General features: G+C 40.1%; 27 protein-coding genes. 15 read left to right on the top strand and 12 right to left on the bottom strand.

What is annotated here, in order from left to right:
• Positions 1-4 precede the first annotated feature (4 nt).
• From F5613_RS12640 to F5613_RS12630, 3 genes are all read right to left on the bottom strand, one after another.
• Positions 5-1,282, bottom strand: a complete 1,278-nt coding sequence (locus tag F5613_RS12640; RefSeq protein WP_179399997.1) for a nucleotide sugar dehydrogenase — start codon at positions 1,280-1,282, stop codon at positions 5-7.
• 103 nt (positions 1,283-1,385) lie between these two features.
• Complete coding sequence (locus F5613_RS12635; protein WP_179399996.1) at positions 1,386-2,474, bottom strand: Gfo/Idh/MocA family protein; 1,089 nt, start codon at positions 2,472-2,474, stop codon at positions 1,386-1,388.
• Between the two features lie 51 nt (positions 2,475-2,525).
• Positions 2,526-3,704, bottom strand: coding sequence for a DegT/DnrJ/EryC1/StrS family aminotransferase (locus tag F5613_RS12630; protein ID WP_246303405.1), 1,179 nt, complete (start codon positions 3,702-3,704; stop codon positions 2,526-2,528).
• A 242-nt stretch (positions 3,705-3,946) separates the two neighbouring features.
• Between F5613_RS12630 and F5613_RS12625 the strand changes: the two genes are divergently transcribed.
• From F5613_RS12625 to F5613_RS12565, 14 genes are all read left to right on the top strand, one after another.
• Positions 3,947-4,267 carry a NifB/NifX family molybdenum-iron cluster-binding protein gene (locus F5613_RS12625; RefSeq protein ID WP_079682184.1) on the top strand — a complete coding sequence of 107 codons (321 nt, stop codon included), beginning with the start codon at positions 3,947-3,949 and terminating at the stop codon, positions 4,265-4,267.
• Positions 4,268-4,599: 332 nt separating this feature from the next.
• Positions 4,600-5,472 carry a damage-control phosphatase ARMT1 family protein gene (locus tag F5613_RS12620; protein ID WP_079682185.1) on the top strand — a complete coding sequence of 291 codons (873 nt, stop codon included), beginning with the start codon at positions 4,600-4,602 and terminating at the stop codon, positions 5,470-5,472.
• Positions 5,469-6,335 carry a nucleotide-binding protein gene (locus F5613_RS12615; RefSeq protein ID WP_079682186.1) on the top strand — a complete coding sequence of 289 codons (867 nt, stop codon included), beginning with the start codon at positions 5,469-5,471 and terminating at the stop codon, positions 6,333-6,335. The genes F5613_RS12620 and F5613_RS12615 overlap by 4 nt, the downstream gene beginning before the upstream one ends.
• Complete coding sequence (locus F5613_RS12610) at positions 6,316-7,182, top strand: ATP-binding protein (protein WP_179399995.1); 867 nt, start codon at positions 6,316-6,318, stop codon at positions 7,180-7,182. The genes F5613_RS12615 and F5613_RS12610 overlap by 20 nt, the downstream gene beginning before the upstream one ends.
• Complete coding sequence (gene cobO / locus F5613_RS12605) at positions 7,172-7,690, top strand: cob(I)yrinic acid a,c-diamide adenosyltransferase (protein ID WP_179399994.1); 519 nt, start codon at positions 7,172-7,174, stop codon at positions 7,688-7,690. Before F5613_RS12610 ends, cobO begins: the two co-directional genes overlap by 11 nt.
• Before the next feature lie 16 nt (positions 7,691-7,706).
• Positions 7,707-7,967, top strand: a complete 261-nt coding sequence (locus F5613_RS16550; protein WP_246303414.1) for a hypothetical protein — start codon at positions 7,707-7,709, stop codon at positions 7,965-7,967.
• Positions 7,850-8,173 (top strand): 4Fe-4S binding protein, encoded by a 324-nt coding sequence (locus tag F5613_RS16545; RefSeq protein WP_317171249.1) that lies wholly within the window; start codon positions 7,850-7,852, stop codon positions 8,171-8,173. The genes F5613_RS16550 and F5613_RS16545 overlap by 118 nt, the downstream gene beginning before the upstream one ends.
• Positions 8,174-8,207: 34 nt before the next feature.
• Positions 8,208-9,146 (top strand): radical SAM protein, encoded by a 939-nt coding sequence (locus tag F5613_RS12595; protein WP_179399992.1) that lies wholly within the window; start codon positions 8,208-8,210, stop codon positions 9,144-9,146.
• Between the two features lie 7 nt (positions 9,147-9,153).
• Complete coding sequence (locus F5613_RS12590) at positions 9,154-9,357, top strand: peptide deformylase (RefSeq protein ID WP_179399991.1); 204 nt, start codon at positions 9,154-9,156, stop codon at positions 9,355-9,357.
• A gap of 114 nt (positions 9,358-9,471) precedes the next feature.
• Positions 9,472-10,641, top strand: a complete 1,170-nt coding sequence (locus F5613_RS12585; protein ID WP_179398827.1) for an IS4 family transposase — start codon at positions 9,472-9,474, stop codon at positions 10,639-10,641.
• A 33-nt stretch (positions 10,642-10,674) separates the two neighbouring features.
• Positions 10,675-11,007, top strand: a complete 333-nt coding sequence (locus tag F5613_RS16705) for a peptide deformylase (RefSeq protein WP_179400045.1) — start codon at positions 10,675-10,677, stop codon at positions 11,005-11,007.
• Between the two features lie 20 nt (positions 11,008-11,027).
• Complete coding sequence (locus tag F5613_RS12575) at positions 11,028-11,870, top strand: Mrp/NBP35 family ATP-binding protein (protein WP_079682192.1); 843 nt, start codon at positions 11,028-11,030, stop codon at positions 11,868-11,870.
• A complete protein-coding gene (locus F5613_RS12570; protein WP_079682193.1) occupies positions 11,867-12,277 on the top strand; it encodes an acyl-CoA thioesterase in 411 nt (136 codons plus the stop codon). The genes F5613_RS12575 and F5613_RS12570 overlap by 4 nt, the downstream gene beginning before the upstream one ends.
• A gap of 141 nt (positions 12,278-12,418) precedes the next feature.
• Positions 12,419-13,162, top strand: a complete 744-nt coding sequence (locus F5613_RS12565) for a peroxiredoxin (protein WP_218858926.1) — start codon at positions 12,419-12,421, stop codon at positions 13,160-13,162.
• Positions 13,163-13,271: 109 nt separating this feature from the next.
• Here the strand turns inward: F5613_RS12565 and F5613_RS12560 are convergent, their stop codons facing one another.
• From F5613_RS12560 to F5613_RS12545, 4 genes are all read right to left on the bottom strand, one after another.
• Positions 13,272-13,610 carry a hypothetical protein gene (locus F5613_RS12560; RefSeq protein ID WP_179399990.1) on the bottom strand — a complete coding sequence of 113 codons (339 nt, stop codon included), beginning with the start codon at positions 13,608-13,610 and terminating at the stop codon, positions 13,272-13,274.
• A 68-nt stretch (positions 13,611-13,678) separates the two neighbouring features.
• On the bottom strand, positions 13,679-14,197 hold the full coding sequence (locus F5613_RS12555; protein WP_179399989.1) for a hypothetical protein: 519 nt from the start codon (positions 14,195-14,197) through the stop codon (positions 13,679-13,681).
• Positions 14,190-14,474, bottom strand: coding sequence for a hypothetical protein (locus F5613_RS12550; RefSeq protein ID WP_179399988.1), 285 nt, complete (start codon positions 14,472-14,474; stop codon positions 14,190-14,192). The genes F5613_RS12555 and F5613_RS12550 overlap by 8 nt, the downstream gene beginning before the upstream one ends.
• Before the next feature lie 47 nt (positions 14,475-14,521).
• Positions 14,522-15,088, bottom strand: coding sequence for an RNA polymerase sigma factor (locus tag F5613_RS12545; protein WP_079682202.1), 567 nt, complete (start codon positions 15,086-15,088; stop codon positions 14,522-14,524).
• 146 nt (positions 15,089-15,234) lie between these two features.
• Between F5613_RS12545 and F5613_RS12540 the strand changes: the two genes are divergently transcribed.
• The gene (locus F5613_RS12540; RefSeq protein ID WP_218858925.1) at positions 15,235-15,744 is read left to right on the top strand and encodes a C-GCAxxG-C-C family protein; all 510 of its coding nucleotides are present in this window, start codon (positions 15,235-15,237) and stop codon (positions 15,742-15,744) included.
• A gap of 3 nt (positions 15,745-15,747) precedes the next feature.
• Here F5613_RS12540 and F5613_RS12535 read toward each other — a convergent pair whose 3' ends face one another.
• The 5 genes from F5613_RS12535 to F5613_RS12515 form a co-directional block, all read right to left on the bottom strand.
• Complete coding sequence (locus tag F5613_RS12535; RefSeq protein ID WP_179399987.1) at positions 15,748-16,548, bottom strand: MBL fold metallo-hydrolase; 801 nt, start codon at positions 16,546-16,548, stop codon at positions 15,748-15,750.
• A gap of 33 nt (positions 16,549-16,581) precedes the next feature.
• The gene (locus tag F5613_RS12530; RefSeq protein ID WP_179399986.1) at positions 16,582-16,899 is read right to left on the bottom strand and encodes a NifB/NifX family molybdenum-iron cluster-binding protein; all 318 of its coding nucleotides are present in this window, start codon (positions 16,897-16,899) and stop codon (positions 16,582-16,584) included.
• A gap of 11 nt (positions 16,900-16,910) precedes the next feature.
• Positions 16,911-17,378: a DUF134 domain-containing protein gene (locus tag F5613_RS12525; protein WP_179399985.1), complete on the bottom strand. Its 468-nt coding sequence runs from the start codon at positions 17,376-17,378 to the stop codon at positions 16,911-16,913.
• Between the two features lie 106 nt (positions 17,379-17,484).
• Complete coding sequence (locus tag F5613_RS12520) at positions 17,485-18,828, bottom strand: TolC family protein (RefSeq protein ID WP_079682206.1); 1,344 nt, start codon at positions 18,826-18,828, stop codon at positions 17,485-17,487.
• Positions 18,828-21,863, bottom strand: coding sequence for an efflux RND transporter permease subunit (locus F5613_RS12515; RefSeq protein ID WP_218858924.1), 3,036 nt, complete (start codon positions 21,861-21,863; stop codon positions 18,828-18,830). The genes F5613_RS12520 and F5613_RS12515 overlap by 1 nt, the downstream gene beginning before the upstream one ends.
• Positions 21,864-21,879: the final 16 nt, after the last annotated feature.

Raw genomic sequence — 21,879 nt, 5'->3', positions numbered from 1 at the left:
TTTTCTATAACCTCCCGTGAGCACATTCCCGGGGCAGAATCCCCTTTACGTCGAACAGGATGGTTTTTTTATTTTTTACAAATTGAAAGTCGACCGACCGGAAGCAATCGTGCCCTACAGCAAGCACAATGGCATCGTAGGTGGTAAGGTCGGGCAGATCGGGTAGCAGGCTGAGGCCGTACTCCTCCTCCACCTTGCTTCGAAACACCCAGGGATCGTACACTTGCACCGTTACTCCGAAGTCGGACAACTCCGTATAGATATCAATGATCCTTGTGTTGCGGGTATCGGGGCAATTCTCCTTAAATGAAAAGCCCAGAATCAGGGCCTTACTCTGACCGATACAGATTCCCTTTTTACTCATCAGCTTCACCACTTTTGATGCCACAAAATGCCCCATGGAATCATTCACATTCCGTCCCGATAATATCACCTGGGGGTGATAACCCAGGCATTGAGCTTTATGAAGCAGGTAGTAGGGATCCACACCGATACAATGACCTCCAACCAGACCGGGACTAAAATTCAGGAAATTCCATTTGGTTGATGCGGCCTCCAGCACTTCGCGGGTGTCTATCTCCATGCGGTCGAATATCAGTGCGAGTTCATTTACAAATGAGATATTTACATCCCGCTGGGCATTCTCGATGGCTTTGCTGGCTTCGGCAACCTTCATGGAAGAGGCTGTAAACACACCCGCGTCAATGATTGAAGCATATAAACCGGTCAGCATCCCGGCAACCCCGGGGGTTGAACCGGATACCACCTTACGAATGGTCTCCAGACGGTTTTTCTTATCACCGGGGTTGACCCGTTCCGGAGAATAGCCACAAAAGAAATCCAGGTTATATCTTAATCCGGATGTTTGCTCGAGCACAGGAACACAATCCTCCTCCGTGCATCCGGGATAGACAGTCGATTCGTACACAACCACGTCGCCTTTCTTAAGCATACTGCCAATCATGGCTGTTGCCGAGAGTAACGGAGACAGGTCGGGCGATTTAAACCGGGTGATGGGAGTAGGAACCGTAACAATATAAACCGAACAGGATTGGATGGATGCCGGATCAGAGCTAACTGTAAGTCCACCGGAGTTATCAACAGAGGTTTTCAACACCTTAACAAGCTCATTTTCATCAACCTCAAGTGTGTTATCAACACCCTGTTGCAAATCGGCTATCCGGGACGAATCTATATCGAAACCTCTTACCCGGTACTTTTTGGCAAAAGCAACCGCAAGGGGTAAGCCTACATAACCGAGACCAATAATTGCTATTTCCATTTCTTAGATTGCTTAACGTCCGGATACACCACAGGTTCGTCACTCCCGTCCCCGAAAGCAACCTGCGGGGACAAAGATAATAAATTGGGAGAATAGTTATTCCTTATTTATCCTTTAAGGCATAAATACGTTGAATAATATCCACAACCTTTAACCCTTCCAGCACATTGGTGGTTATACATGCGTTTCCTGAGAGAACCCGGACTACATTTTGAATTACATAATTATGATTTTGTGCGGAACCTTTATAGGCTCCATAGTCGTTGCCGGGATTGGTGGGAGCCAATTGGGGCAACTGATAATCCTTTACATGGCAATATTCTACTTCGTTCATATACTGCCCCCCTATCTTCACGCTTCCGTTTTGAGCCACGATAAGAATGCTGCTCTCCATATTCTTATCCCATACGGAGGTCGAATAATTGAGGGTACCCACACCTCCGTTCACAAAATCGAAACTCACGAACCCCGAATCTTCAAAATCGGTGAGTCTGCTGTGGTTAAAGTCTCGGAAACGAGCCTGAATATTGGTGATATCTCCAAAAAGCCAGTACATGATATCAATAAAATGGGAGAATTGGGTAAACAGAGTTCCTCCGTCCAGCAGAGCCGTACCGTGCCAGCCGCCCGGTTTATAATACCGGTCGTCACGGTTCCAGTAACAATTTAGCTGCACCATGTATAAATCGCCCAGTTTTTTGGAATCAATCAGCTCTTTTATCCATACGGAAGGAGGCGAATACCGGTTTTGCATCACACAAAACACCTGCTTCCGATATTTCAGGGAGGTAAATACCACCCGCTCTGCCTCGGAAACGGTAAGCGCCAGGGGTTTCTCCACAACAATGTGATATCCTGCCTCAATTGATTTAATGGCCATGGAGGCATGCATCCCGTTGGGAGTACAAATACTGATTACATCTATGGGGAGGTTCGCCGACAAAAGTGTGGACAAATCCTTAAAAAACAGAATTACGTCGGCCGGTTCATTTCCGGCCCGCCTGTTTTCATTGAGAGCTCCGGCAGGAACAACCGACTGATCTCCCGTGTCCAGCTTTAGCAACTCCAGAGGCAGCACATCGCATATGGCTACTAATTGTGCTCCCGGTTCTCTGCGAACCATCTCAATGTGGCGCTTTCCGATGTGTCCGCAGCCAACAACGGCAAAGCGTATTTTTTTATCTTGTTCCATAAACGGTATCAATTTCAAGGCTCTTCGTTACGTATCGGCATGTAGGTATTATTACTCGCATCCGGCTTGTAATCCGTCCGATTCGAAAAAAGCATTTACCTGTTGAATAATATATTGAATTTCATCTTCACGCATCGCGGTATGGATGGGCAAAGACAGCACTGTTTTACATAATTGGGAGGCGACTTCCAGTTTTTCAACCGGACGGACTGCCTGACGAAAGGCATGTTGCTCATTAAGCGGTAAAGGATAATAGACCATGGACGGTATATTTCTTCTTTTCAGAAATTGCTGCAAAGCATCGCGTTTCCCATTGTTTACCTGCAACGTATACTGATGAAAAACATGGGTGGATGAAGCGGTGCGCTGGGGTACTTTTATACCCTTGCAGCGTTTAAATCCTTCGTCGTATGTATCGGCAACTTTTTGCCGGGCTTTGTTGAATTCATCCAGATGTGATAGTTTGACTTCCAGAACAGCCGCCTGGATACTGTCCAGCCTGGAATTGCAGCCTACACGTTGGTGATGGTATTTGGACTGCTGACCGTGATTTGCAATCATACGTAAAGTATTTGCCAATTGCTGATCGTGGGTAAACATCGCTCCTCCGTCGCCATAACAAGCCAGGGGCTTGGATGGGAAAAACGAAGTGGTGCCAATCACCCCCATAGTACCGGCCATCCGCGTCTGCCCCCCCGGGAAGCGGTAGACCGCCCCCATCGACTGGGCGTTATCTTCAATTACATATAGATTTTGTTTGGATGCAAAAGAGAGGATAGAATCCATATCGCAGCACTGCCCAAATAAATGGGCCACTACAATAGCTTTGGTTCTGGAAGAGCAGGCTTTTGCCAGCGTATCTGCGGTAACCATAAACGTATCCGGATCCACATCCGCCCATACGGGGGTCAAGCCCAGCAAAGCCACAACCTCCGCCGCTGCCACATAGCAAAAGGCAGGTACTATAACCTCGTCGCCCGGTTTTAAAGTCAGAGCCATTAGCGCAATCTGCAAGGCATCCGTACCATTGGCACAAGGAATCACGTAGGGAACATCCAGGTAATCCGCCAGCTTTCCGGCAAACGATTTGACCTCCGGACCATTTATAAACTGTCCCTTCTCCACCGTTGCCAACAAGGCGGCATCAATCTCATTCTGAAGCCGATGATACTGCCTTTGCAAATCTACCATCTGAATATTAACCTGAAGTTCCGACACGCTGTTTCCCATTATTCATTATACATCGCTAACTTCCATAAAAACATAAAAAAGGCCTATTTATTATACAGATCGGTTTATTTCTTCGTCAGAGAATCACTTTTCATTTAATGCGATCTTTCAATAAAAAGAATTTTAAAATTTAACACCGGAAAAGTATATTATGAACATATGTTCATTATATTTGCAGAAAAATACAGATCAACAAACAACATCAACCATTATATATCAACACTTTAATTAATATTTTCATCATGATAATAGCAATCACATCTACAGATAATAATTTAGAAGGAACTATCGATAGCAGGTTCGGACGTTGTTCCTTTTTTGCATTTTACGACACAGAATCTTCAACTACTGAGTTTATGGTAAATCCTAACAAAGATTGCGATGAAGGAGCCGGACCTGCCTCAGTACAGTTTATTGCATCCAATGACGTAAAGAGAGTAATATCTGGCGAATTTGGAATGAAAATTAAATCGTTATTTGTTGAATTAGGCATTAAAGCAAGTATTGAAAAGGACACTACAAAAAAAATTAAAGAAATTATTGAATCAATAAAAAAAGAATAAGTATAATTCTTCAAACCGTAATTTATTGAATGTATTAATAAAAAGGAGGTAGTTATGCCAAGATTTAACAGACAACATGGATGCAGGAACGGTCAAGGAAAAGGAAGAAATTTCGGATTGACAGAATTGGAAAGTAATGCTGAGTCAAAAAAAACAGTTTGCAACCCTATAAGAGAGAGTTTGCAAATTGGGTTAAGCCGACGTAAAAGATGCTGTTTCAGACAGGATAATTTGAACAGAGGCAGATTTGGTATGGGCCAAAATATTTACAACAACAAGTAACAGGACGATAACTTTTGGCCTTATTGTGACAAGAAAATAAATACAATTAGATGAACAATAACAAAGTAATTCCTGATTACAGATGCTTTTTTTGTGCTACAAGAGTATTTGGAGAGTTGATGGAAAAGCTGAATATCCCTGCAGAGGATAAAAGCATATTCACAAGAGAAATGGCTATGCAATACAGTAAAACATGGGATTGTTATTTTTCTCCTGAGTTTTCTCGCTCCCTTCATTTGATGCTCAAAAAATACACCGGCGTAAATGACCCTTATAAAAATGAAAAGAGAGAAAGTAATGACTTTATCTTGTCCAAATATCCTAAATTAAAAGAGAAGGTTATCAACTCCCCCGACCCCTTCAACAAAGCACTTAGACTGGCAATAAGTGGGAACATTATGGATTATGGAGTCAGTAATAGCTTTAATGTAGATCAAACTTTACAAAAAGTTCTTCAATCGGATTTTGCAATAGACGACTCAATCGAATTAAAAGAAAAAATACAGAAAGCAAATACAGTGCTTTACTTAGGAGATAATTGTGGTGAAATTGTTTTCGACAAATTATTTATTGAAACGATTATGCATCCTAATTTGTATTATGCCGTACGGGGTGATGCTATTATAAATGATGCAACATTAGAAGATGCACGCTATATACAAATGGATGAAGTAGCAGATATCATATCAAACGGATACGATGCGCCATCTACAATTGTAGATAAGTGTTCTGCTGAATTTGTGGAAATATTTGAAAAAGCAGATGTAATTATATCTAAAGGACAAGGAAATCTGGAAGGGTTGCTGGAGCGGTCCGATAAAGAAATATTCTTCCTTTTAATGATTAAGTGTCATGTAATAGCAGAAAAACTTGGCGTTAAAAAGGGAGATTTTGTAGTAATGAAAAAAAATGGAATAAAATGAAAATAGCTATCGCAAGCGGAAAGGGTGGTACTGGTAAAACATTAGTATCAACCAACCTTTTCTATACACTGATGCAACAAGATTACGAAGTAACATTGGTTGATTGTGATGCCGAAGAACCAAATGCTCAGGCATTCTTCTCTGGCTTCCGGATTAAATCAAAGCGAATTACGCAGCAGGTACCTGTTATAAACACTGATTTATGTACATATTGTGGAAAGTGTTACGATTATTGTAATTACAATGCTATTTTCTTTCTCCGTACAAGAAAAACCATTCATGTAATGGAGGAATTGTGTCATGGATGCGGTGCGTGTTCGATTGCTTGTACTAAAGGTGCCATAACAGAGAAAGAAGATGAACTGGGTACAGTAAATACATACTCAATTTCAAAGTTCTCAAAAATCATTGAAAGCCGGATGAAGGTAGGGGTTTATACTCCGGTTAATGTGATTAAAGCTGCGATAAAAGAAGCCGGGCAATGTCCGGTTGTAATATTAGATTCTCCTCCAGGAACTTCATGTCCGTTTATTCAAACTGTATCTCAGGCAGATTTTGTAATATTAGTTACAGAACCAACACCTTTTGGCTTGAGTGACCTTAAACAGTCAGTCGATACGTTAAAAACTCTATCAAAAAAATATGGAGTAATTATAAATAAAGCGGGTTTAGGAAATCGGGACGTTTATAACTACCTGGAAACAGAAAAAATAGCATTGTTAATGGAAATTCCATTCGATAAAGAGGTAGCTTCTATTTATTCAAAAGGAGAAATATATTCGATTTTCAATCGGGATTGGCAGAAGAAATTTAAAGAAATGGTTGATAAAATAATAAATAATAATGGAGATAGCCGTAATTAGTGGAAAAGGAGGAACAGGGAAGAGCAGTATCAGCGCGGCATTTGCCACTTTAGAAAATCACGTTGTTCTGGCGGATTGCGATGTAGACGCAGCTAATCTTTATATTTTATTCAATCCGGTAGTAGAAAAAGAAAAAGCTTTTGTAACAGGTCAGAAAGCTGTGATTGATGAGCGTAAATGTACAAATTGCGGATACTGCATAGATTTTTGTCGTTTTGATGCAATTAGCTATGAAAATGACAAAGTTATTATATCTGATACTCTTTGTGACGGATGTGTATTATGCTCCAGGATTTGTCCGTATGACGCCATTAATAATATCTACGAAGATAAAAGCAGAATGTATGCAGGTAGCTTTAGAAATGGAAGGATGGTATATGGACGCTTAGCTCCCGGCGAAGAAAATTCGGGAAAACTAGTCAACATGGTTCGTCAGGAAGCCAAAAGGGAGGCCGAAAATAATCAGCTGGCAGTTACAATAATTGACGGTCCTCCTGGAATAGGTTGCCCTGTAATTTCGGCAATCACTGGTGTAGATCACGTAATCATTGTAACAGAACCAAGCGTTTCTGGATTACATGATTTGAAACGGACTATAGAAATTACCAGCAAATTTAATCTAAAGAGCTGGGTAATTATAAATAAATCAGATATAAATTCAAATATATCAGAACTAATAAAAACATATTGCAAAAATACCAGAATAGACATTTTGGCAGAGTTGCCATTTGATTCGCAAATGGTTGAAGCAATGGTACAATGTAAAAGCATCATAGAATGGTTACCAGATTCCACTATTTCCCAAAAACTGATTCACGCATTTAATCGAATTACAAATGGAAGCTAAGGGATATATTCATCTTTATACTGGAAATGGCAAAGGAAAAACGACTGCTGCCATTGGACTTGCAATCAGGGCAATTGGAGCTGGAAAAAGGGTTTTTATCGGTCAGTTTGTAAAGGGAATGCCATATTCAGAACTGAATGCATTAAAACACTTTCCAGAATTGGAGATTAAACAGTATGGGCTGGATTGTTTTATAGAAAATAATCCCACACAAAGAGATATTGAGGCTGCATGTGACGGACTAAAAGACGTAGAAAAACAAATAGAAGCAGGTTATTACGATGTCATCATACTAGATGAAGTATGTATTGCATTGTATTATAAACTTTTTAAATCGGAGAATTTAATATCTATTCTTCAAAAAAAAGCAGTTTCGACAGAAGTTGTTCTTACAGGTAGGTATGCACCTGCAGAACTGATAGAAGTCGCCGATTTAGTTACAGAAATGAAAGAAATAAAGCATTACTACAATCAAGGAGTTCCCGCAAGAGAAGGAATCGAATTTTAAATATATAGAATCATGTTTGGCAAAAAATTCGTCGGTAGATTATTTGGAAATGGAAATGGAAGAAAATTCCTGTTTGGTAAGAAACAAACACAAGGCTGTAAAGGAAACAGACAAGGTACAAAAGAAGAGAGCTCGTACAATGAAGAGCGGTCTACTGTTGTGTGTGTTTGTCCTCGATGTGGCTATACTGCACCTCACCAAAGAGGAATATCCTGCAGATCTATACTATGTCCTTCCTGCAATGCCCAACTGGAGCGACGTAGAAAAGATGAGATAAAAGATAATGAGATTAAGTCTGATAAAAAACCCATTCGAAAAATTCCGGTTGTTAATATTGCATTATGTAGTGGCTGTGGAAACTGTGTAGATGCTTGTCCCTTCCATGCGATAGTGATTGAAAATAGCAAAGCTGTAATAGATGAAAGCATCTGCAAAAAATGCCGGAAATGCATTCCGGCTTGTCCTTCTGATGCAATAAGTTAAGGTTTTTCAATAGTTATATAAAAAGGAATAGATTATGATTAGTTTTGGACCGGTACCTTCTCGCAGACTAGGCATAAGTCTTGGGATAAATAATATCCCAACGCCTAAAATATGCTCCTATTCATGTATTTATTGTCAGGTTGGTGTAACTAAAAAGCACAATATCATCCTTCAGCAATTTTACAAGCCTGAAGTAATCTTTAAAAAAGTAAAAAAACATCTTGATAGTCTGGACAAAGACAACAAGCCCGATTATTTAACTTTTGTAGCAAACGGAGAACCCACATTAGATATAAACCTGGGAGAATCTATAGAGAGACTCAAAGAGTTTGGAATTCCAATTGCCGTAATTACCAATGCATCTTTGCTCAATGCTACAGAAGTGAGAAACAACTTATGTAAAGCAGACTGGGTATCATTGAAAGTAGACAGTGCCGACGAAAAAGTGTGGAGAGCAATTAATCGGCCACATATACTGTTGGATTTTAATACTTATAAAGAAAATCTGTTTCTTTTTGCAAAGGAATATAGAGGTAGCCTTAACACAGAAACGATGCTTGTTAAGGATGTTAATGACAATGCATTACAAATACAAGATACAGCCGATCTGATCAAACAAATCAAACCCACAACCTCATATATTTCGATACCGACCAGACCCCCGGCATTGAACTGGGTAAATAAACCAGATGAGGAAAGCCTCAATCAGGCTTACCAAATTTATCTGAACGCAGGTATAAATCCGGAGATGATACTTGGTTACGAAGGTTCAAATATGGGATATACCGGCAATATTATTAAAGACATCGTTAACATTTGCAGTGTTCACCCAATCAGAGAGGATGCTATGCAACAACTATTAATTAAAGACAAGGCAGATTCCAGAATTGTGGATTACCTGATAAACAACCATTCGATTCGTAAAGTTGAATACAATTCGACTGTATATTACATACGTCAATTTCAAAAGTAACACCGTCATGACATCAAGAATAGTTACCTACGGCTCTCCTGTTTTACGCAAAATAGCTGAGCCTATTACCGAAAACACAGAATTAGAGCAAACTGTAAACCGGATGTTTTCCATTCTCGATAAAGAAGAAGGCATAGGGTTGGCTGCTCCTCAGATCGGAATCTCCAAGCGTATATTTATTATAGATACAACCCCACTAGTGTCCGGTTAAGGACTTTAACAAACTCCTGAAACCCGCATTGATAAAGGCTTTCAAATACGTTCTTTAATTTTTCGATTTGAAAATATTGGAAATTACCTAGATTTACGAAAAATACCGTAAATCATGAATATAGGGAAAACCGTTTTCGCGCAACTGATGTCATTTTTACCGACTTATGAATTCAACAAGTGTGTTGAAAAGTACAAGGGTAACCATCGCGTAAGGAACTTTACCTGTAAGGAACACTTTTATGTGATGGGTTTTGCTCAACTTACCTATAGGGAAAGTTTACGTGACATCGAATCTTGCTTGACAGCGTTTTCCAATAAATTATATCATTCAGGCATAAAGCAGCCGGTTCCTAAATCCACATTGGCAGAGGCCAACGAAAGTCGGGATTGGCGAATTTATGCAGACTACGCACAAGTTCTGATCAAGGAGGCTCGACACCTTTATGAAAAGGATAACGAGTTCAAGCTTGATGTCAAAAACATGGTGTACGCCTTGGACAGCAGCACCATCGACTTGTGCTTAAGTCTTTTTCCATGGGCGAAGTTTCGCAAAAACAAAGGTGCTGTTAAAATGCACACGTTGCTGGACTTGCGGGGCTCCATACCCACATTTGTACATTTGACGGATGGTTTATGCCACGACGTCAATGTAATGGAACATATCGTAGTCGAGCCTGGTGCCATTTATGTAATGGACAAAGGTTATGTCGATTTCTTTCGGTTCTACACTATCATCCACGAACAACGCGCGTTCTTCGTGACTAGGGCCAAGGATAACATGGCTGCCAGAAGAGTGTATAGTCGAAAGGTGGACAAGACCACCGGACTCAAATACGATCAATCTATAAAACTGACAGGCTTTTACATCAAGAAAGATTATCCAGACTATTTGAGGAGGATAAAATATCAAGATGCCGAAACCGGCAAGATTTATGTTTTCTTGACGAATAACTTAGAGTTACCAGCCTTTACAATTGCTCAGTTATACAAAGAACGATGGAAGATTGAACTGTTTTTCAAATGGATAAAACAGCATCTTCGGATAAAAGCTTTTTATGGCACCAGCAGAAACGCAGTGTACACCCAAATATGGATAGCAATCTGTATGTATCTGCTTGTCTCAATAGTCAAAAAGAAAATGAAATTAGAGCCGCCGCTCTACACTTTATTGCAGATTTTCAGCTTGACTTTGTTTGAGAAAATGCCTATAAATGAGCTATTTATAAATACAAATTACAATTTAACCAGTCCGAATAGTTCTAACCAGTTGAATATCTGGTAGTTTTAACCGGACACTAGTGATACAACCCCATTAATAAACGATGATCCAGAAATTGAAATTATTCGGCAAGCCTTCATAAATCCATCTATAATTGAATACAGTTCAGAAAAATCAATTTATAATGAAGGGTGCTTGAGCATTCCGGGAATTTATGAAATTGTAGAACGTCCGGCCCATATAAAGGTTTCATTTTCAGACATGGAACTAAAACTTGTTGAAAAAGTATTATCGGGGATAGAAGCTCGTATTTTTCAACATGAATTTGATCATCTGGAGGGAATCCTATTTACCGACAGACTCGACCCTATGCGAAAATTACTCATTAGCAGCAAATTAAAGAAGCTTCAAAAATCATCAAGGATATAATAACAATTAATAGTTCAAATATGGAACAGAAAGTAAAAAGAGAGGTGATCGAAAAAACGGTACTGCCTCATATTAAAAATATTATCATAGTTGCCTCGGGAAAAGGAGGTGTTGGAAAATCTACGGTAGCATCAGGTATGGCTGTAAATCTGGCTTTGGAAGGATATGCTGTGGGATTATTGGATGCCGACATCTATGGTCCTTCAGTGCCTACATTGTTCAATATTCAAAACCAGCACCCGGAAATTAAAGAGTGTGAAGGAAAAAACAAAATAGTCCCCTTTCATAAATATGGCATCAAAGTTATGTCCATTGGGTTCTTCATTGATCCCAAACAAGCTGTTTTGTGGCGTGGTCCACTTGCATCCAATGCCTTAAAACAATTGATCAATGACACAGAATGGGGTCCGCTTGATTATCTTATTATTGACACTCCTCCGGGAACCGGAGACATACATATAACTTTACTGCAGCAATACATGATAACCGGAGCAGTTATTGTAACAACACCTCAATTACTTGCCATGTGTGATGTTAAAAAGGCTATTGATATGTATCTGGACGAACATGTAGGAGTTCCCATCTATGGCATTGTAGAGAATATGTCCTGGTTTACACCGGGAAAACATCCGGAAGAAAAGTATTATTTGTTTGGTAAAGACGGAGGCGAAAAGTTAGCAAGCCAATTCAATCTACGATTGCTTGCACAGATTCCAGTTACAGAAGATGTATGTAATAACTGCGATGAAGGAAAATTAGACATATTATTTAGAAATACAGCCGTTAAAAAAGGATTTGAATCCCTAACAGATGGTATTATTTCCTTTAATAAAGAACTCTCTGATAAATTAAATATGCAATGATAGAACATAGCCATTCTTTAAGGGTTTTATATCCGGAAACAGATAAGATGGGCACAGTGCATCACTCTAATTATGCCAGATACTATGAAGTTGCACGTTGGGAGTTATTTCGTGCGATTGGAATTCCTTATAATGAAATAGAAAATGCAGGTTATATGCTCCCTGTAATCAAAATGAATTTCCGGTTTATTAAAACAATCCAGTATGACGAACTTCTTACTATTAAAACTGTATTGAAGGAGATAAAAGGAGTTCGAATCTGGTTTACATATAAGCTATACAATAGCCAGAGCGAATTAGTCAACACAGCCGAGACAGAACTTGCTTTTGTTTGCAAAGAAAACTGGAAGCCCTGCCCTCCACCCGAATTCGTATTATCTGCGATTGAAAAAGCATATTTAATATAGGTCTTGTGATAATCCATAGGTATACTATATCAATAAGAAATCTGTTTGTCTTAAAAGATATACATGTTATATGTTTTTGAACATTAGTTCATTATTATTTATCATAATAATTTGTTTTAGTGAACTTTATTAATAATTTTATTGCCACAAACAATTGCTAATTTAAATATGGGGGGAATACATATGGGATGTGATACAGGATTAAAACCAAGAAAGAAAATCGAGACTAGCAGGATTGAAAATGTTAATTATCAAAAAGAAGAAAAAACTATGAGTTCAACAATGGTAAGACGTGAGATGCCAGTATTCACAATGGATGCATTTGATGCTAAAACAGGGCATTTTAAAACTGTTTCAAGTGAAGATTATAAAGGCAAGTGGGCTGTTGTATGCTTCTATCCAGCCGACTTTACATTTGTTTGTCCAACGGAAATTGCAGCGATGAACGCAAAATACGATGAATTTCAGAAATTGAATACAGAAATTTTAGCTGTATCCGTCGATTCTAAATTCTCACATAAACGTTTTGTAGAAACCGAACCGCTTTTAAAAGGGCTGCAACTTACCATCGGAGCTGATACAAATCAGGAAGTAAGCCGGGCTTTTGGTGTTTTAGTGGAGGAAGAAGGCGTTGCTTTACGTGGCCGTTTTTTATTTAATCCGGATGGAATCTGTGTTGCTCAAGAGGTGCAGGCCGACTCTGTAGGGCGCAATGTTAATGAATTTCTTCGCCAGGTTGAAGCATGGCAATATGCTACTAAGACAGGAGAAGTTTGTCCTGCAGGTTGGAGACCTGGAAAAAAGACACTGCCTGTAAATACTGACGCTGAGAAAATGGCTGGACATGTGGGTGACTATATCACCATTGAGGAAATAATGAGTTAACACTTACACTCCATAAAAAGAGGTATCTCATTTACATAATAAGTCGGAGTGTATACATTAAAAAAGGTGCAAGATAATTTGCACCTTTTTTAATCTGTCAAAACATTTATTATTTTGCTTTCTCACGAAAATCACAAACTCCATTGTTATTTGCATCAACATAGCGACCTCCTCTGCCATCTCCGGAACCGTCACGTTTTCCTTGAGCTAATCCTTTGCCGTTTCCATTCCTTCGTCCACTACCATCCCGCAAACCAGCATTGTTATTTCTTCCTCTTTGTTGAGAGTTGTTACAACCACTTCCATCTCTCAAGCGCTGTCTGTTTCCAACTGTAGTTGAACTATCCGCTACTTTTTTGGGTGCTGAACCCGACTTTGCATCCTGTGCCCATGCCATACTTCCGGCCAGCAAAAATGACATCATAATAATCACGACTTTTGTTTTCATATTTCTACGTTATTAAATTGTTAATAAAGCCACACTATAACTATCTGTTTCTATAAATAAAACTCGCACTACTCCTTAACCCGTCTGTGTTTGCCTTGTCTATCCATCACTTTACCCTGGGCAGATTGGGCAGTAAATAATGGAGAAAATACTGTTCCTAATTTCGATTGCTGTTCCTGATTGCATACGGCTTTGATGCGTTTATAAAATAAAATAGTTTCTCTTTTCAAATCCGCATGCAATAGTCCAATTTGCGCTGCAAGAGAGTCCAAAACAACCGAGTCCATATCAGCTTGTTGTAATTCTGTAAACATCTCACTTTTTAATGAATCAATGCGATATATTATATGTCGGAATCGAGGTTGAAAATGTCTGTTTTCCTTTCGGAAACTATCCATCTGTTCATTGTCGAAATTAAGAATATGCCTAAATTGACTCCCTGTTAATCTTTTACCCTCAGACATAATAAGCATACTTTCTTGTTCAACACTTGTTTCCCTTTGAATGTAATGATACGTTACAACAGTAGTAATATTTAAAACCACCAGTATTACAATCACCCATACAAGCATAGTCGTCTTACTCATCTTCATTCAGATTATAATAGTTTAAGCACTCTATATCTCTATCATTCAGAACAACGTCTGCATTTATTTCATTGGCAGGAGTAAAAGCAATACCGATCCGGATACCAAGCAAAACAGTAAGTACAATAGCCAAACTGAAAAATGCCGGTTGCCAATACGGTATCTGTTTCTGTATCGGATTGTCAATTTTTGACATAATCCTCGCAGACAACCAAGGATTAGGCAGAATCTTTTTCTCTTGTTCAATGTATTCCTTTATTTGATTAGGTATGTTCATCTTTGTTTCTGTTTTGTTTAATATTAGACAATGATTTCTGTTGAATCCTACGGATGTTTTATTTTTTTCTTAAGATTCATTTTGGCTCGTTGCAAAAGTTGCTCAACAGCCCCCTCTGATCGATTCATAATTGAGGCAATTTCTTTTATCGGCAGTTCTTCATATGCACTTAGAATAAAAGCCGTTCGTTGATTGATTGGCAATGAATCTATGGCAGTACGTACAAGGTTTCCACTTTCCATTTCTTCTAACTCCTGTTGTGCATCTTTATCGTTAATAGCCGTATTAAACACATGGCCTATAAGCTCTTCAGCCAATACAATAAAGCGATTTCGTTTATTCTTCTCTACAAAATTAATACAGTAATTAACTGCAATCCGATACAGCCACGTAGAAAAGATGGCGTCTCCTTTATAATTGGGAAGTGCAATCCACACCTTAATAAAAATATCCTGCGTAAGATCCTCTGCATTCTCCTTCTGATGTACAAATCCCATAGCCAGTGTAAACACCATACGCTGGTATTTGTCAATTAGTTTGCTAAACAAGAATCTATTACCCAACAGTATCTCTGTTATAATATCCTGATCGGTCATCTTATCATTTTTGATCATATTAATTAGACAGGAATATGATTGATTTCCTACGGTCTCAAACACACTTTATTAATGAACTTTTGTTCATTATTTTACGACGCATACCTATTTAATTCAACGAATTATCTACTTTTGCAAACACAATATAAAAATAATAAAACCCAATGAATTTCTCTAATAAAATAGCTGATTTTGATATTGAAGAACGTGTTGATAAAGCTGTTGATAACTTTTATACAGGTTATAATTGTGCCCAATCTGTGTTTCTGGCATATTGGGATATTCTTGGATTAGAGTACGATGTAGCTAGAAATATGTCTGTTTCTTTCGGAGCGGGAGTCGGCCGTATGCGTGAAATATGCGGAACAGTGACAGCAATGGCCATGATAGCCGGATTTAAATATCCGATATCAGTACCTAATGATGAAAATGAATCCAACAGCGTTGATAATATTATAAGGGAAATGGCCGGAATTTTTAAAGATAAACATCATACAATCCTTTGTCGCGAATTATTACCGGAATCGGAGTTGCAATCTACTCCTGCCCCATCCATCCGGACAAAAGAATATTATCAACGCAGACCATGCTCAGCCTTTATTGCTGATGCAGCCAGAATTGCAGGGTTTATGCTTAAAGAACAGCTCTCAAGTTTACAATCTGCAAAATCTTAAGGATTATATAAACACACGATGACCGGTCATATTATAAAAAACGGTACAGGAAAGGTCTTGCTTAAGTGTAAAATACTTTTCAATACCAGTACAATGACATACGCCTATTCTTTTGGGTTGTATTTCATTCATACATTCTATAACCTCCTCGTATTGCCGGGGAGTGCAGTTTTTAAGATGGAAGCCACCCAGAATCAGGTCGACCGACAAAATGAATGTTCTTACGGCTTCATACACCATATTGCTTATCCCCCTATGAGAACAACTGCTTATTATGGAAAGCTTTCCACTTCGAACAATGGTTAAAAACAGTTCGTCCTGAAATGTATCGTCCTTTATCTTCTGATCTTCTTTTACCTGAAAGCCATGCATAGATGTATCATCTGCATTTACAAGAGGTGTATGGGGCATAACAAATATTCCTTTGTCTATTTCAGTCCGTTCATAAACCAAACAGAGGCGATCCTTTAGTAGTTGGACATCAATGGTTGTTCCGATAAAACGATCCTTTCCGTGATACTTGGCATCAATGGCTCCGGGTTTCATATAGATGACAGCCTTGGTATTAATCTTCAGAAAGGCCTCTAATCCGCCAGTGTGGTCGTAATGTCCGTGACTAACAACCAGTGCATCTACATCGCTAAGGTCTATACCCAATGCTTTGGCATTATCTATGAAACGATCGCTTTGTCCGGTATCGAAAAGAATTTTCTTGTGATATCCTTCCATATAAAAAGACAGCCCATGCTCAGCTACAAGTCCGGATTGGTATACCAGATTCTCAATCAATGTTGTAATTTCCATACTGAAGAAATGAGATAAAACATTTTACATAAATTATTGAGACAACAGATTAATAATCTGTCGAATAGTAAGTTCAGGATCATTTACCAGAATCAGTTGAATTCTGTTTTCATCGAGAAGGGGTTTGATCTTCATCCCAAACTGTCCGGAAATAATCTTCGAACACGAAAAGGCACTAATCCAGTCTACTACTGCAACCCCAACTCCTTCGTCATTGTCTTTAAACGGATTGGGTTGAAAAACGGATTCTTTGGTCTCCGTATTATAAAAGACAAAATAGGAACAGCGGCCAAACCGAGGATCAATAAAGCTGTCAGACGAATTCCCTGTACTTGTAATGGCGACAATCATAACGAACGGATTTATCTATTAGAGTTCTCTGTATTTAATGTATTTGCATCGCTTTCTTTTTCCGGATTATCACAATTTTGGATGTTGCGACTTCCGCATAAAGCGCATTCCCTGGCCAGTCCATCATCAAACGGGTAGTTAAAATAACAATTACAAGACTTACAGGTATACCAATCGTTATTAAAAACAACTTTTCCCCCTTCAATGATCAGCCTCTTCCCTTCTACAAACGCCTGAGCAATTTTATTCCTTGCAGAGGTGTAGATTCTACTCAGCGTAGGGCGCGAAACGTTCATATAAACAGAGGCCTCCTGTTGAGAAAGTTTCTCGTAATCGCACAACCGGATGGATTCATACTCTTCGTAATGCAGAAAAACAGAGCCGGATACCTTCTTGTCGGGTAAAAAACCATACGGTTTAAAACCAGACACAACCGGGTGGTGGTTGATTTTTCGTATTAATTTGGGACGAGGAGACATAGTGAACAGTTTTATTGGCAAATATAATGAACATTTGTTCGCTACACAAATTGGTATACATAATTTGGCGCATAAAAAAAGAGCAATTTAAATTGCTCTTTTTTAGTTACCTGCTGGCCCTATCGGGACCAGGATTGAGGTATGTCAGTATTTGTCCGCTAAGTTGAAGGAGAGATATTTCACATAATTTTGTTGCGTATTCGGCTATGGACTGCCTTTCTTCTGCTTCAAGCAGGCTGTTCTGGGCCTCGCGAAGTTCTATTCCCGAAAGATCACCCAATTTATACCGGTCGATGGCAATACTATAGTTCTCTTGCGCCACAGCCTGGTTTTCTTTTTCCAGCTTCCACAGTTCCAGGTTGTTCTTATAGGCCATCCATAAGTTGCTTAGATCGGCCCGAAGAGATAATTCGAGTTCCTGCATGCGCAGTTCTTTATTCTGAATCTCAAGTCTGGCATTGCGTTGTTCCCGTCGTTTATTAAACCCGTCAAACAAGTTAATTCCGATGGTAACCCCGTAATTTAATCCCAATCGTTGCTGCAGGTCGGTTGTCCCAACTTCGTACCAATTGGCGGTGTATCCGTAACCGGCGTTCAGTTTTACGTAGGGATAGTTCCGGCTTTTAGCCTTCTTGTAATCCAGTTCCGAAAGCGTCCGGTTCTTCTGGGCGGCCAATAAGGATGTATTCGCTTCCAATGTAAGCTTCCACAGTTCGGCTTCCTCTAAGAATGGATTGGGATAGATAACCGAATCTTGCAATTGAATTTCACTTCCTACATTTTCGAGAGCCATTAACTCGTTCAGCCGGATGTTCGACGTGTTTACAGCTTCAAACTGGGTAAGTAGCTTAGAACTATCCGCGTTAAAGTCGACCTGCGCCTGCTGCAGATCCAGGCGTGACATGGAACCCAACGAATAACGCTCGGCCACAATGCGAAGGCGCTCCTTGGAGAGATCGACCGACGAGCGTAAATTCTTCAAACGTATCTTCTGACGAATCAAATTGTAATATTCGCTGGTAAGGTTTGCCACAAAATCTTCGATGGTCATACGCGTATTCAATTCCCCCATTAGCTGCAACTCTTTCAGCTTAGTATATGTAGCCTGAATACCGAAACCATCAAACACCGTCCAGTTCAAACTTAAGCCTGCATTAGCCGTTTCAGTGGATACCCCGTTACTTTTCTCGATAGTACCATCTGTAAGAGTAGAACGCGTATTGTTGTTAACTCCGCTGTAGCCGCCTGTCAGATCGAGAGTGGGCAGATAACCGGCATTGCCCGGAGTGGCATTGTTGGCACTTTGCTGTTGTTCGTTCTTAACAATGCGGATGGCATAATTCTTTTCAAGTCCGGTTTCTATGCATTTTTTAAGACTGAAAACTTCCTGCCCTTTACCATTCATTGCAAAGGAACAGACTATCAGGGAAGCAAATATATATTTTCTCATCATTGTTCAGTTGTAGTGTGTTTTCTTTTGGTTGAGACATAACTGTACATGGTAGGCACAATGTACAATGTAAGCAGCGTGGAGATAAGCATACCTCCCACAACAGAGATACCCATGGCAATACGGCTGTTGGCACCTTCGCCGGAAGCAAAAACCAATGGAACCAGACCAAGAATGGTCGAGATACTTGTCATCAGAATAGGACGTAACCGCTGTTCGGCAGCAGATTGTATAGCCTCCATTTTAGGGATTCCGGACTCCTGCCGCTGATTTGCAAATTCCACAATCAGAATACCGTTTTTAGCCACCAGACCGATCAACATGATCATCCCGATCTGACTGAATATATTCATGGTCACCCCACTGAACATCATGAATAGAAGTCCCCCCGCCAATGCCAGCGGAACCGTTATCATTACAATAAAGGGATCCTTGAAACTTTCAAACTGCGCCGCCAAAACAAGAAAGATCATAAGCAGAGCAAGTATCATGGCGAACATAAGGCTGTCCGAGCTTTCGCGGAACTCCTTGGACTCTCCCGACAATGCCGTGCGGAAGCTTCCCGAAAGTGTTTCGGATGCAATCCGGTCCATTTCATCCAATCCGTCGCCAATCGTATATCCCTTGGCAAGTCCGGACGAGATCGTAGCGGCAACAAAACGGTTATACCGGTAAAGTTGAGGTGGAGCAACATCCTCTTCCATAGTAACCAGATTATCCAGCTGAATCATTTCACCCTTATCGCTTCTTACATAAATCGACTTCAAGTCTACTGGTTTATTTCTTTGCTGCCTGTTTATTTCTCCTAAGATCTGATATTGTTTACCATTCAGATAAAAATATCCCATACGCTGACCACTCAAGGCATATTGTAATGTTTGAGCTATATTGCGGGTACTCACTCCCAGCAAGGTAGCCTTATCACGATTGATGGATATGCGAGTCTCCGGTTTAGTAAACTTCAGGTTTACGTCTGCCATTTCAAATACAGGACTGGCATTCACCTTATCCATAAATGCCGGTAAAACCTCCTGCAATTCGGCCAGGTTAGGAGCCTGTAATACATACTGAATCGGCATACCTCCACGTCGTCCTCCAAAAGTGGATTGTTGCTGAACAAAGCTTCGGGCTTTAGTCTCTTTGCGCACAACAGCACTCAGGTTGTCGGCAATTTCCATCTGAGTACGTGGACGATCCGAAATATCCGGCAGAATGATATTGATAAAACCACCTCCACCCCACGAGCGTACGATATTTGCCTTACGTTCGTAAGCTACAGAATCTGCCAGAAATTCAATCCGATCCGCATAATCTCTTATAAACTCGAAGGTTGCACCTTCCGGTCCGCGTAAATTGACAGTCACCATCGAACGGTCTTCCATGGGCGAAAGCTCCGTAGGAATGTTTTTCCATAAGAATGCAATCGAAATAAACAAAACAGCCACTACAGGTAAAGACCAGATACGATGTTTTAGCACCCAATTCAAACTGTTGGAATAAATATGGTTCAATCCTTCAAAAAAAGGTTCTGTTTTCTGATAAAATAAGTTCTTCTTTTCACGGCGTTTTAACAGTTTAGTAGCAAGCATCGGCGTGAATGTCAGTGCCACAATAGACGAAATACCCACCGATCCGGCAATTACAATACTAAACTCCTTGAAAAGACGCCCCGTCATCCCCTCCATAAATACGATAGGAAGAAATACCGAAATCAACGTAATAGTGGTGGATACAACAGCAAAGAAAATCTCTTTAGATCCTTCTATACCGGCCTCAATGGGCTTCATCCCTTTTTCTATACGTACATAGATATTCTCGGCCACCACAATCGCATCATCTACCACAAGTCCCACCGACAATACAACGGCCAGCATGGTGAGTACGTTTACGGAGAAACCCGACAAATACATTACAAAAAAGGCACCCACAAGTGAAACGGGAATAACGACCACCGGAACCAACGTAACACGCCAGTCGCGCAAAAACAGAAAGATAATGATAACCACCAGTAAGAAAGCAACATAAATCGTCTCTTCCACTTCAAAGATGGAGGCACGAATGAAACGTGTATTGTCGTATACCATTTCGATACTTACATCTTCAGGCAAATCTTTTTTTAGCTGCTCAATACGTCTATAGGCTTCGTCAGCAATTTCAATGTGATTAGCCCCGGGCTGAGGGATTAATACATTTATAACCGTGGGTTCTCCGTTCTTTTTCAACAGACTTCGGATATCTTCGGGGGCTAATTCAGCCATACCTACATCGCTAAAACGAACAATATTACTACCGTCATCTTTAATAATCAGATCATTGAACTCCTTGGCCGTATGCATCAAGCCCAGGGTACGTATGGATAACTCCATGGTATTCCCCTCAATACTTCCGGAAGGAAGCTCAACATTCTCGCGGTCCACCGCATTCTTGATATCTATCGGGGTAACACCATATCCGGCCATTTTAATAGGATCCAGCCACAAACGCATGGAATAGCGTTTTTCTCCCCAGATATTGACTGCACTAACATTCGGAATGGTTTGCAAACGTTCCTTAACCGTAAGATCGGCTATCTCACTCAGTTCCATCAAAGAACGGGTTTTACTTTGAACCGCGATCTGCATGATTGGACTGGCATCGGCATCTGCTTTAGATACAGTTGGGGGGTCACAGTCCCGGGGTAAGAAACGCTGAGCTCTCGAAACCTTGTCGCGGACATCGTTAGCGGCCGTTTCCATATCGACACTCAATTCAAATTCGACTGTAATACGGCTGCTTCCCTGACTACTCACACTCGACAACGAACGAATCCCGGGAATACCGTTGATATTCTGCTCCAACGGCTCCGTTATCTGGTTCATGATCACGTCGGCATTAGCTCCCGGATAGGAAACGTTCACAGATATGATGGGCTGGTCTACACTGGGGTACTCACGTACACCCAGAAAATTGTAGCCAATCATACCAAACAAGACAATAACCAGCACAATTACTGTAGCCAGTACAGGTCTTTTTATACTTAGTTCGGATATATTCATGATTGAAATTTTACAG

Origin of the sequence: Macellibacteroides fermentans (genome assembly GCF_013409575.1) — a bacterium.
In the GTDB taxonomy this organism is placed as follows: Bacteria; Bacteroidota; Bacteroidia; order Bacteroidales; family Tannerellaceae; genus Macellibacteroides; species Macellibacteroides fermentans.
The sequence above is the reverse complement of the archived record's forward strand: the minus strand, read 5'-3'. Positions and strand labels throughout refer to the sequence as shown.

What these genes read in the sequence shown, in the direction of transcription:
- F5613_RS12560 (WP_179399990.1), bottom strand. Translation starts at nt 13,610, where the DNA reads ATGAAAACAAAAGTCGTGATTATTATGATGTCATTTTTGCTGGCCGGA.
- F5613_RS12640 (WP_179399997.1), bottom strand. Translation starts at nt 1,282, where the DNA reads ATGGAAATAGCAATTATTGGTCTCGGTTATGTAGGCTTACCCCTTGCG.
- F5613_RS12525 (WP_179399985.1), bottom strand. Translation starts at nt 17,378, where the DNA reads ATGTCTCCTCGTCCCAAATTAATACGAAAAATCAACCACCACCCGGTT.
- F5613_RS12595 (WP_179399992.1), top strand. Translation starts at nt 8,208, where the DNA reads ATGATTAGTTTTGGACCGGTACCTTCTCGCAGACTAGGCATAAGTCTT.
- F5613_RS12590 (WP_179399991.1), top strand. Translation starts at nt 9,154, where the DNA reads ATGACATCAAGAATAGTTACCTACGGCTCTCCTGTTTTACGCAAAATA.
- F5613_RS12635 (WP_179399996.1), bottom strand. Translation starts at nt 2,474, where the DNA reads ATGGAACAAGATAAAAAAATACGCTTTGCCGTTGTTGGCTGCGGACAC.
- F5613_RS12620 (WP_079682185.1), top strand. Translation starts at nt 4,600, where the DNA reads ATGAACAATAACAAAGTAATTCCTGATTACAGATGCTTTTTTTGTGCT.
- F5613_RS12615 (WP_079682186.1), top strand. Translation starts at nt 5,469, where the DNA reads ATGAAAATAGCTATCGCAAGCGGAAAGGGTGGTACTGGTAAAACATTA.
- F5613_RS12610 (WP_179399995.1), top strand. Translation starts at nt 6,316, where the DNA reads ATGGAGATAGCCGTAATTAGTGGAAAAGGAGGAACAGGGAAGAGCAGT.
- F5613_RS12575 (WP_079682192.1), top strand. Translation starts at nt 11,028, where the DNA reads ATGGAACAGAAAGTAAAAAGAGAGGTGATCGAAAAAACGGTACTGCCT.
- F5613_RS12535 (WP_179399987.1), bottom strand. Translation starts at nt 16,548, where the DNA reads ATGGAAATTACAACATTGATTGAGAATCTGGTATACCAATCCGGACTT.
- F5613_RS12550 (WP_179399988.1), bottom strand. Translation starts at nt 14,474, where the DNA reads ATGAACATACCTAATCAAATAAAGGAATACATTGAACAAGAGAAAAAG.
- F5613_RS12515 (WP_218858924.1), bottom strand. Translation starts at nt 21,863, where the DNA reads ATGAATATATCCGAACTAAGTATAAAAAGACCTGTACTGGCTACAGTA.
- F5613_RS12585 (WP_179398827.1), top strand. Translation starts at nt 9,472, where the DNA reads ATGAATATAGGGAAAACCGTTTTCGCGCAACTGATGTCATTTTTACCG.
- F5613_RS12530 (WP_179399986.1), bottom strand. Translation starts at nt 16,899, where the DNA reads ATGATTGTCGCCATTACAAGTACAGGGAATTCGTCTGACAGCTTTATT.
- F5613_RS12625 (WP_079682184.1), top strand. Translation starts at nt 3,947, where the DNA reads ATGATAATAGCAATCACATCTACAGATAATAATTTAGAAGGAACTATC.
- F5613_RS12545 (WP_079682202.1), bottom strand. Translation starts at nt 15,088, where the DNA reads ATGATCAAAAATGATAAGATGACCGATCAGGATATTATAACAGAGATA.
- F5613_RS12540 (WP_218858925.1), top strand. Translation starts at nt 15,235, where the DNA reads ATGAATTTCTCTAATAAAATAGCTGATTTTGATATTGAAGAACGTGTT.
- cobO (WP_179399994.1), top strand. Translation starts at nt 7,172, where the DNA reads ATGGAAGCTAAGGGATATATTCATCTTTATACTGGAAATGGCAAAGGA.
- F5613_RS12555 (WP_179399989.1), bottom strand. Translation starts at nt 14,197, where the DNA reads ATGAGTAAGACGACTATGCTTGTATGGGTGATTGTAATACTGGTGGTT.
- F5613_RS12520 (WP_079682206.1), bottom strand. Translation starts at nt 18,828, where the DNA reads ATGAGAAAATATATATTTGCTTCCCTGATAGTCTGTTCCTTTGCAATG.
- F5613_RS12630 (WP_246303405.1), bottom strand. Translation starts at nt 3,704, where the DNA reads ATGGGAAACAGCGTGTCGGAACTTCAGGTTAATATTCAGATGGTAGAT.
- F5613_RS12570 (WP_079682193.1), top strand. Translation starts at nt 11,867, where the DNA reads ATGATAGAACATAGCCATTCTTTAAGGGTTTTATATCCGGAAACAGAT.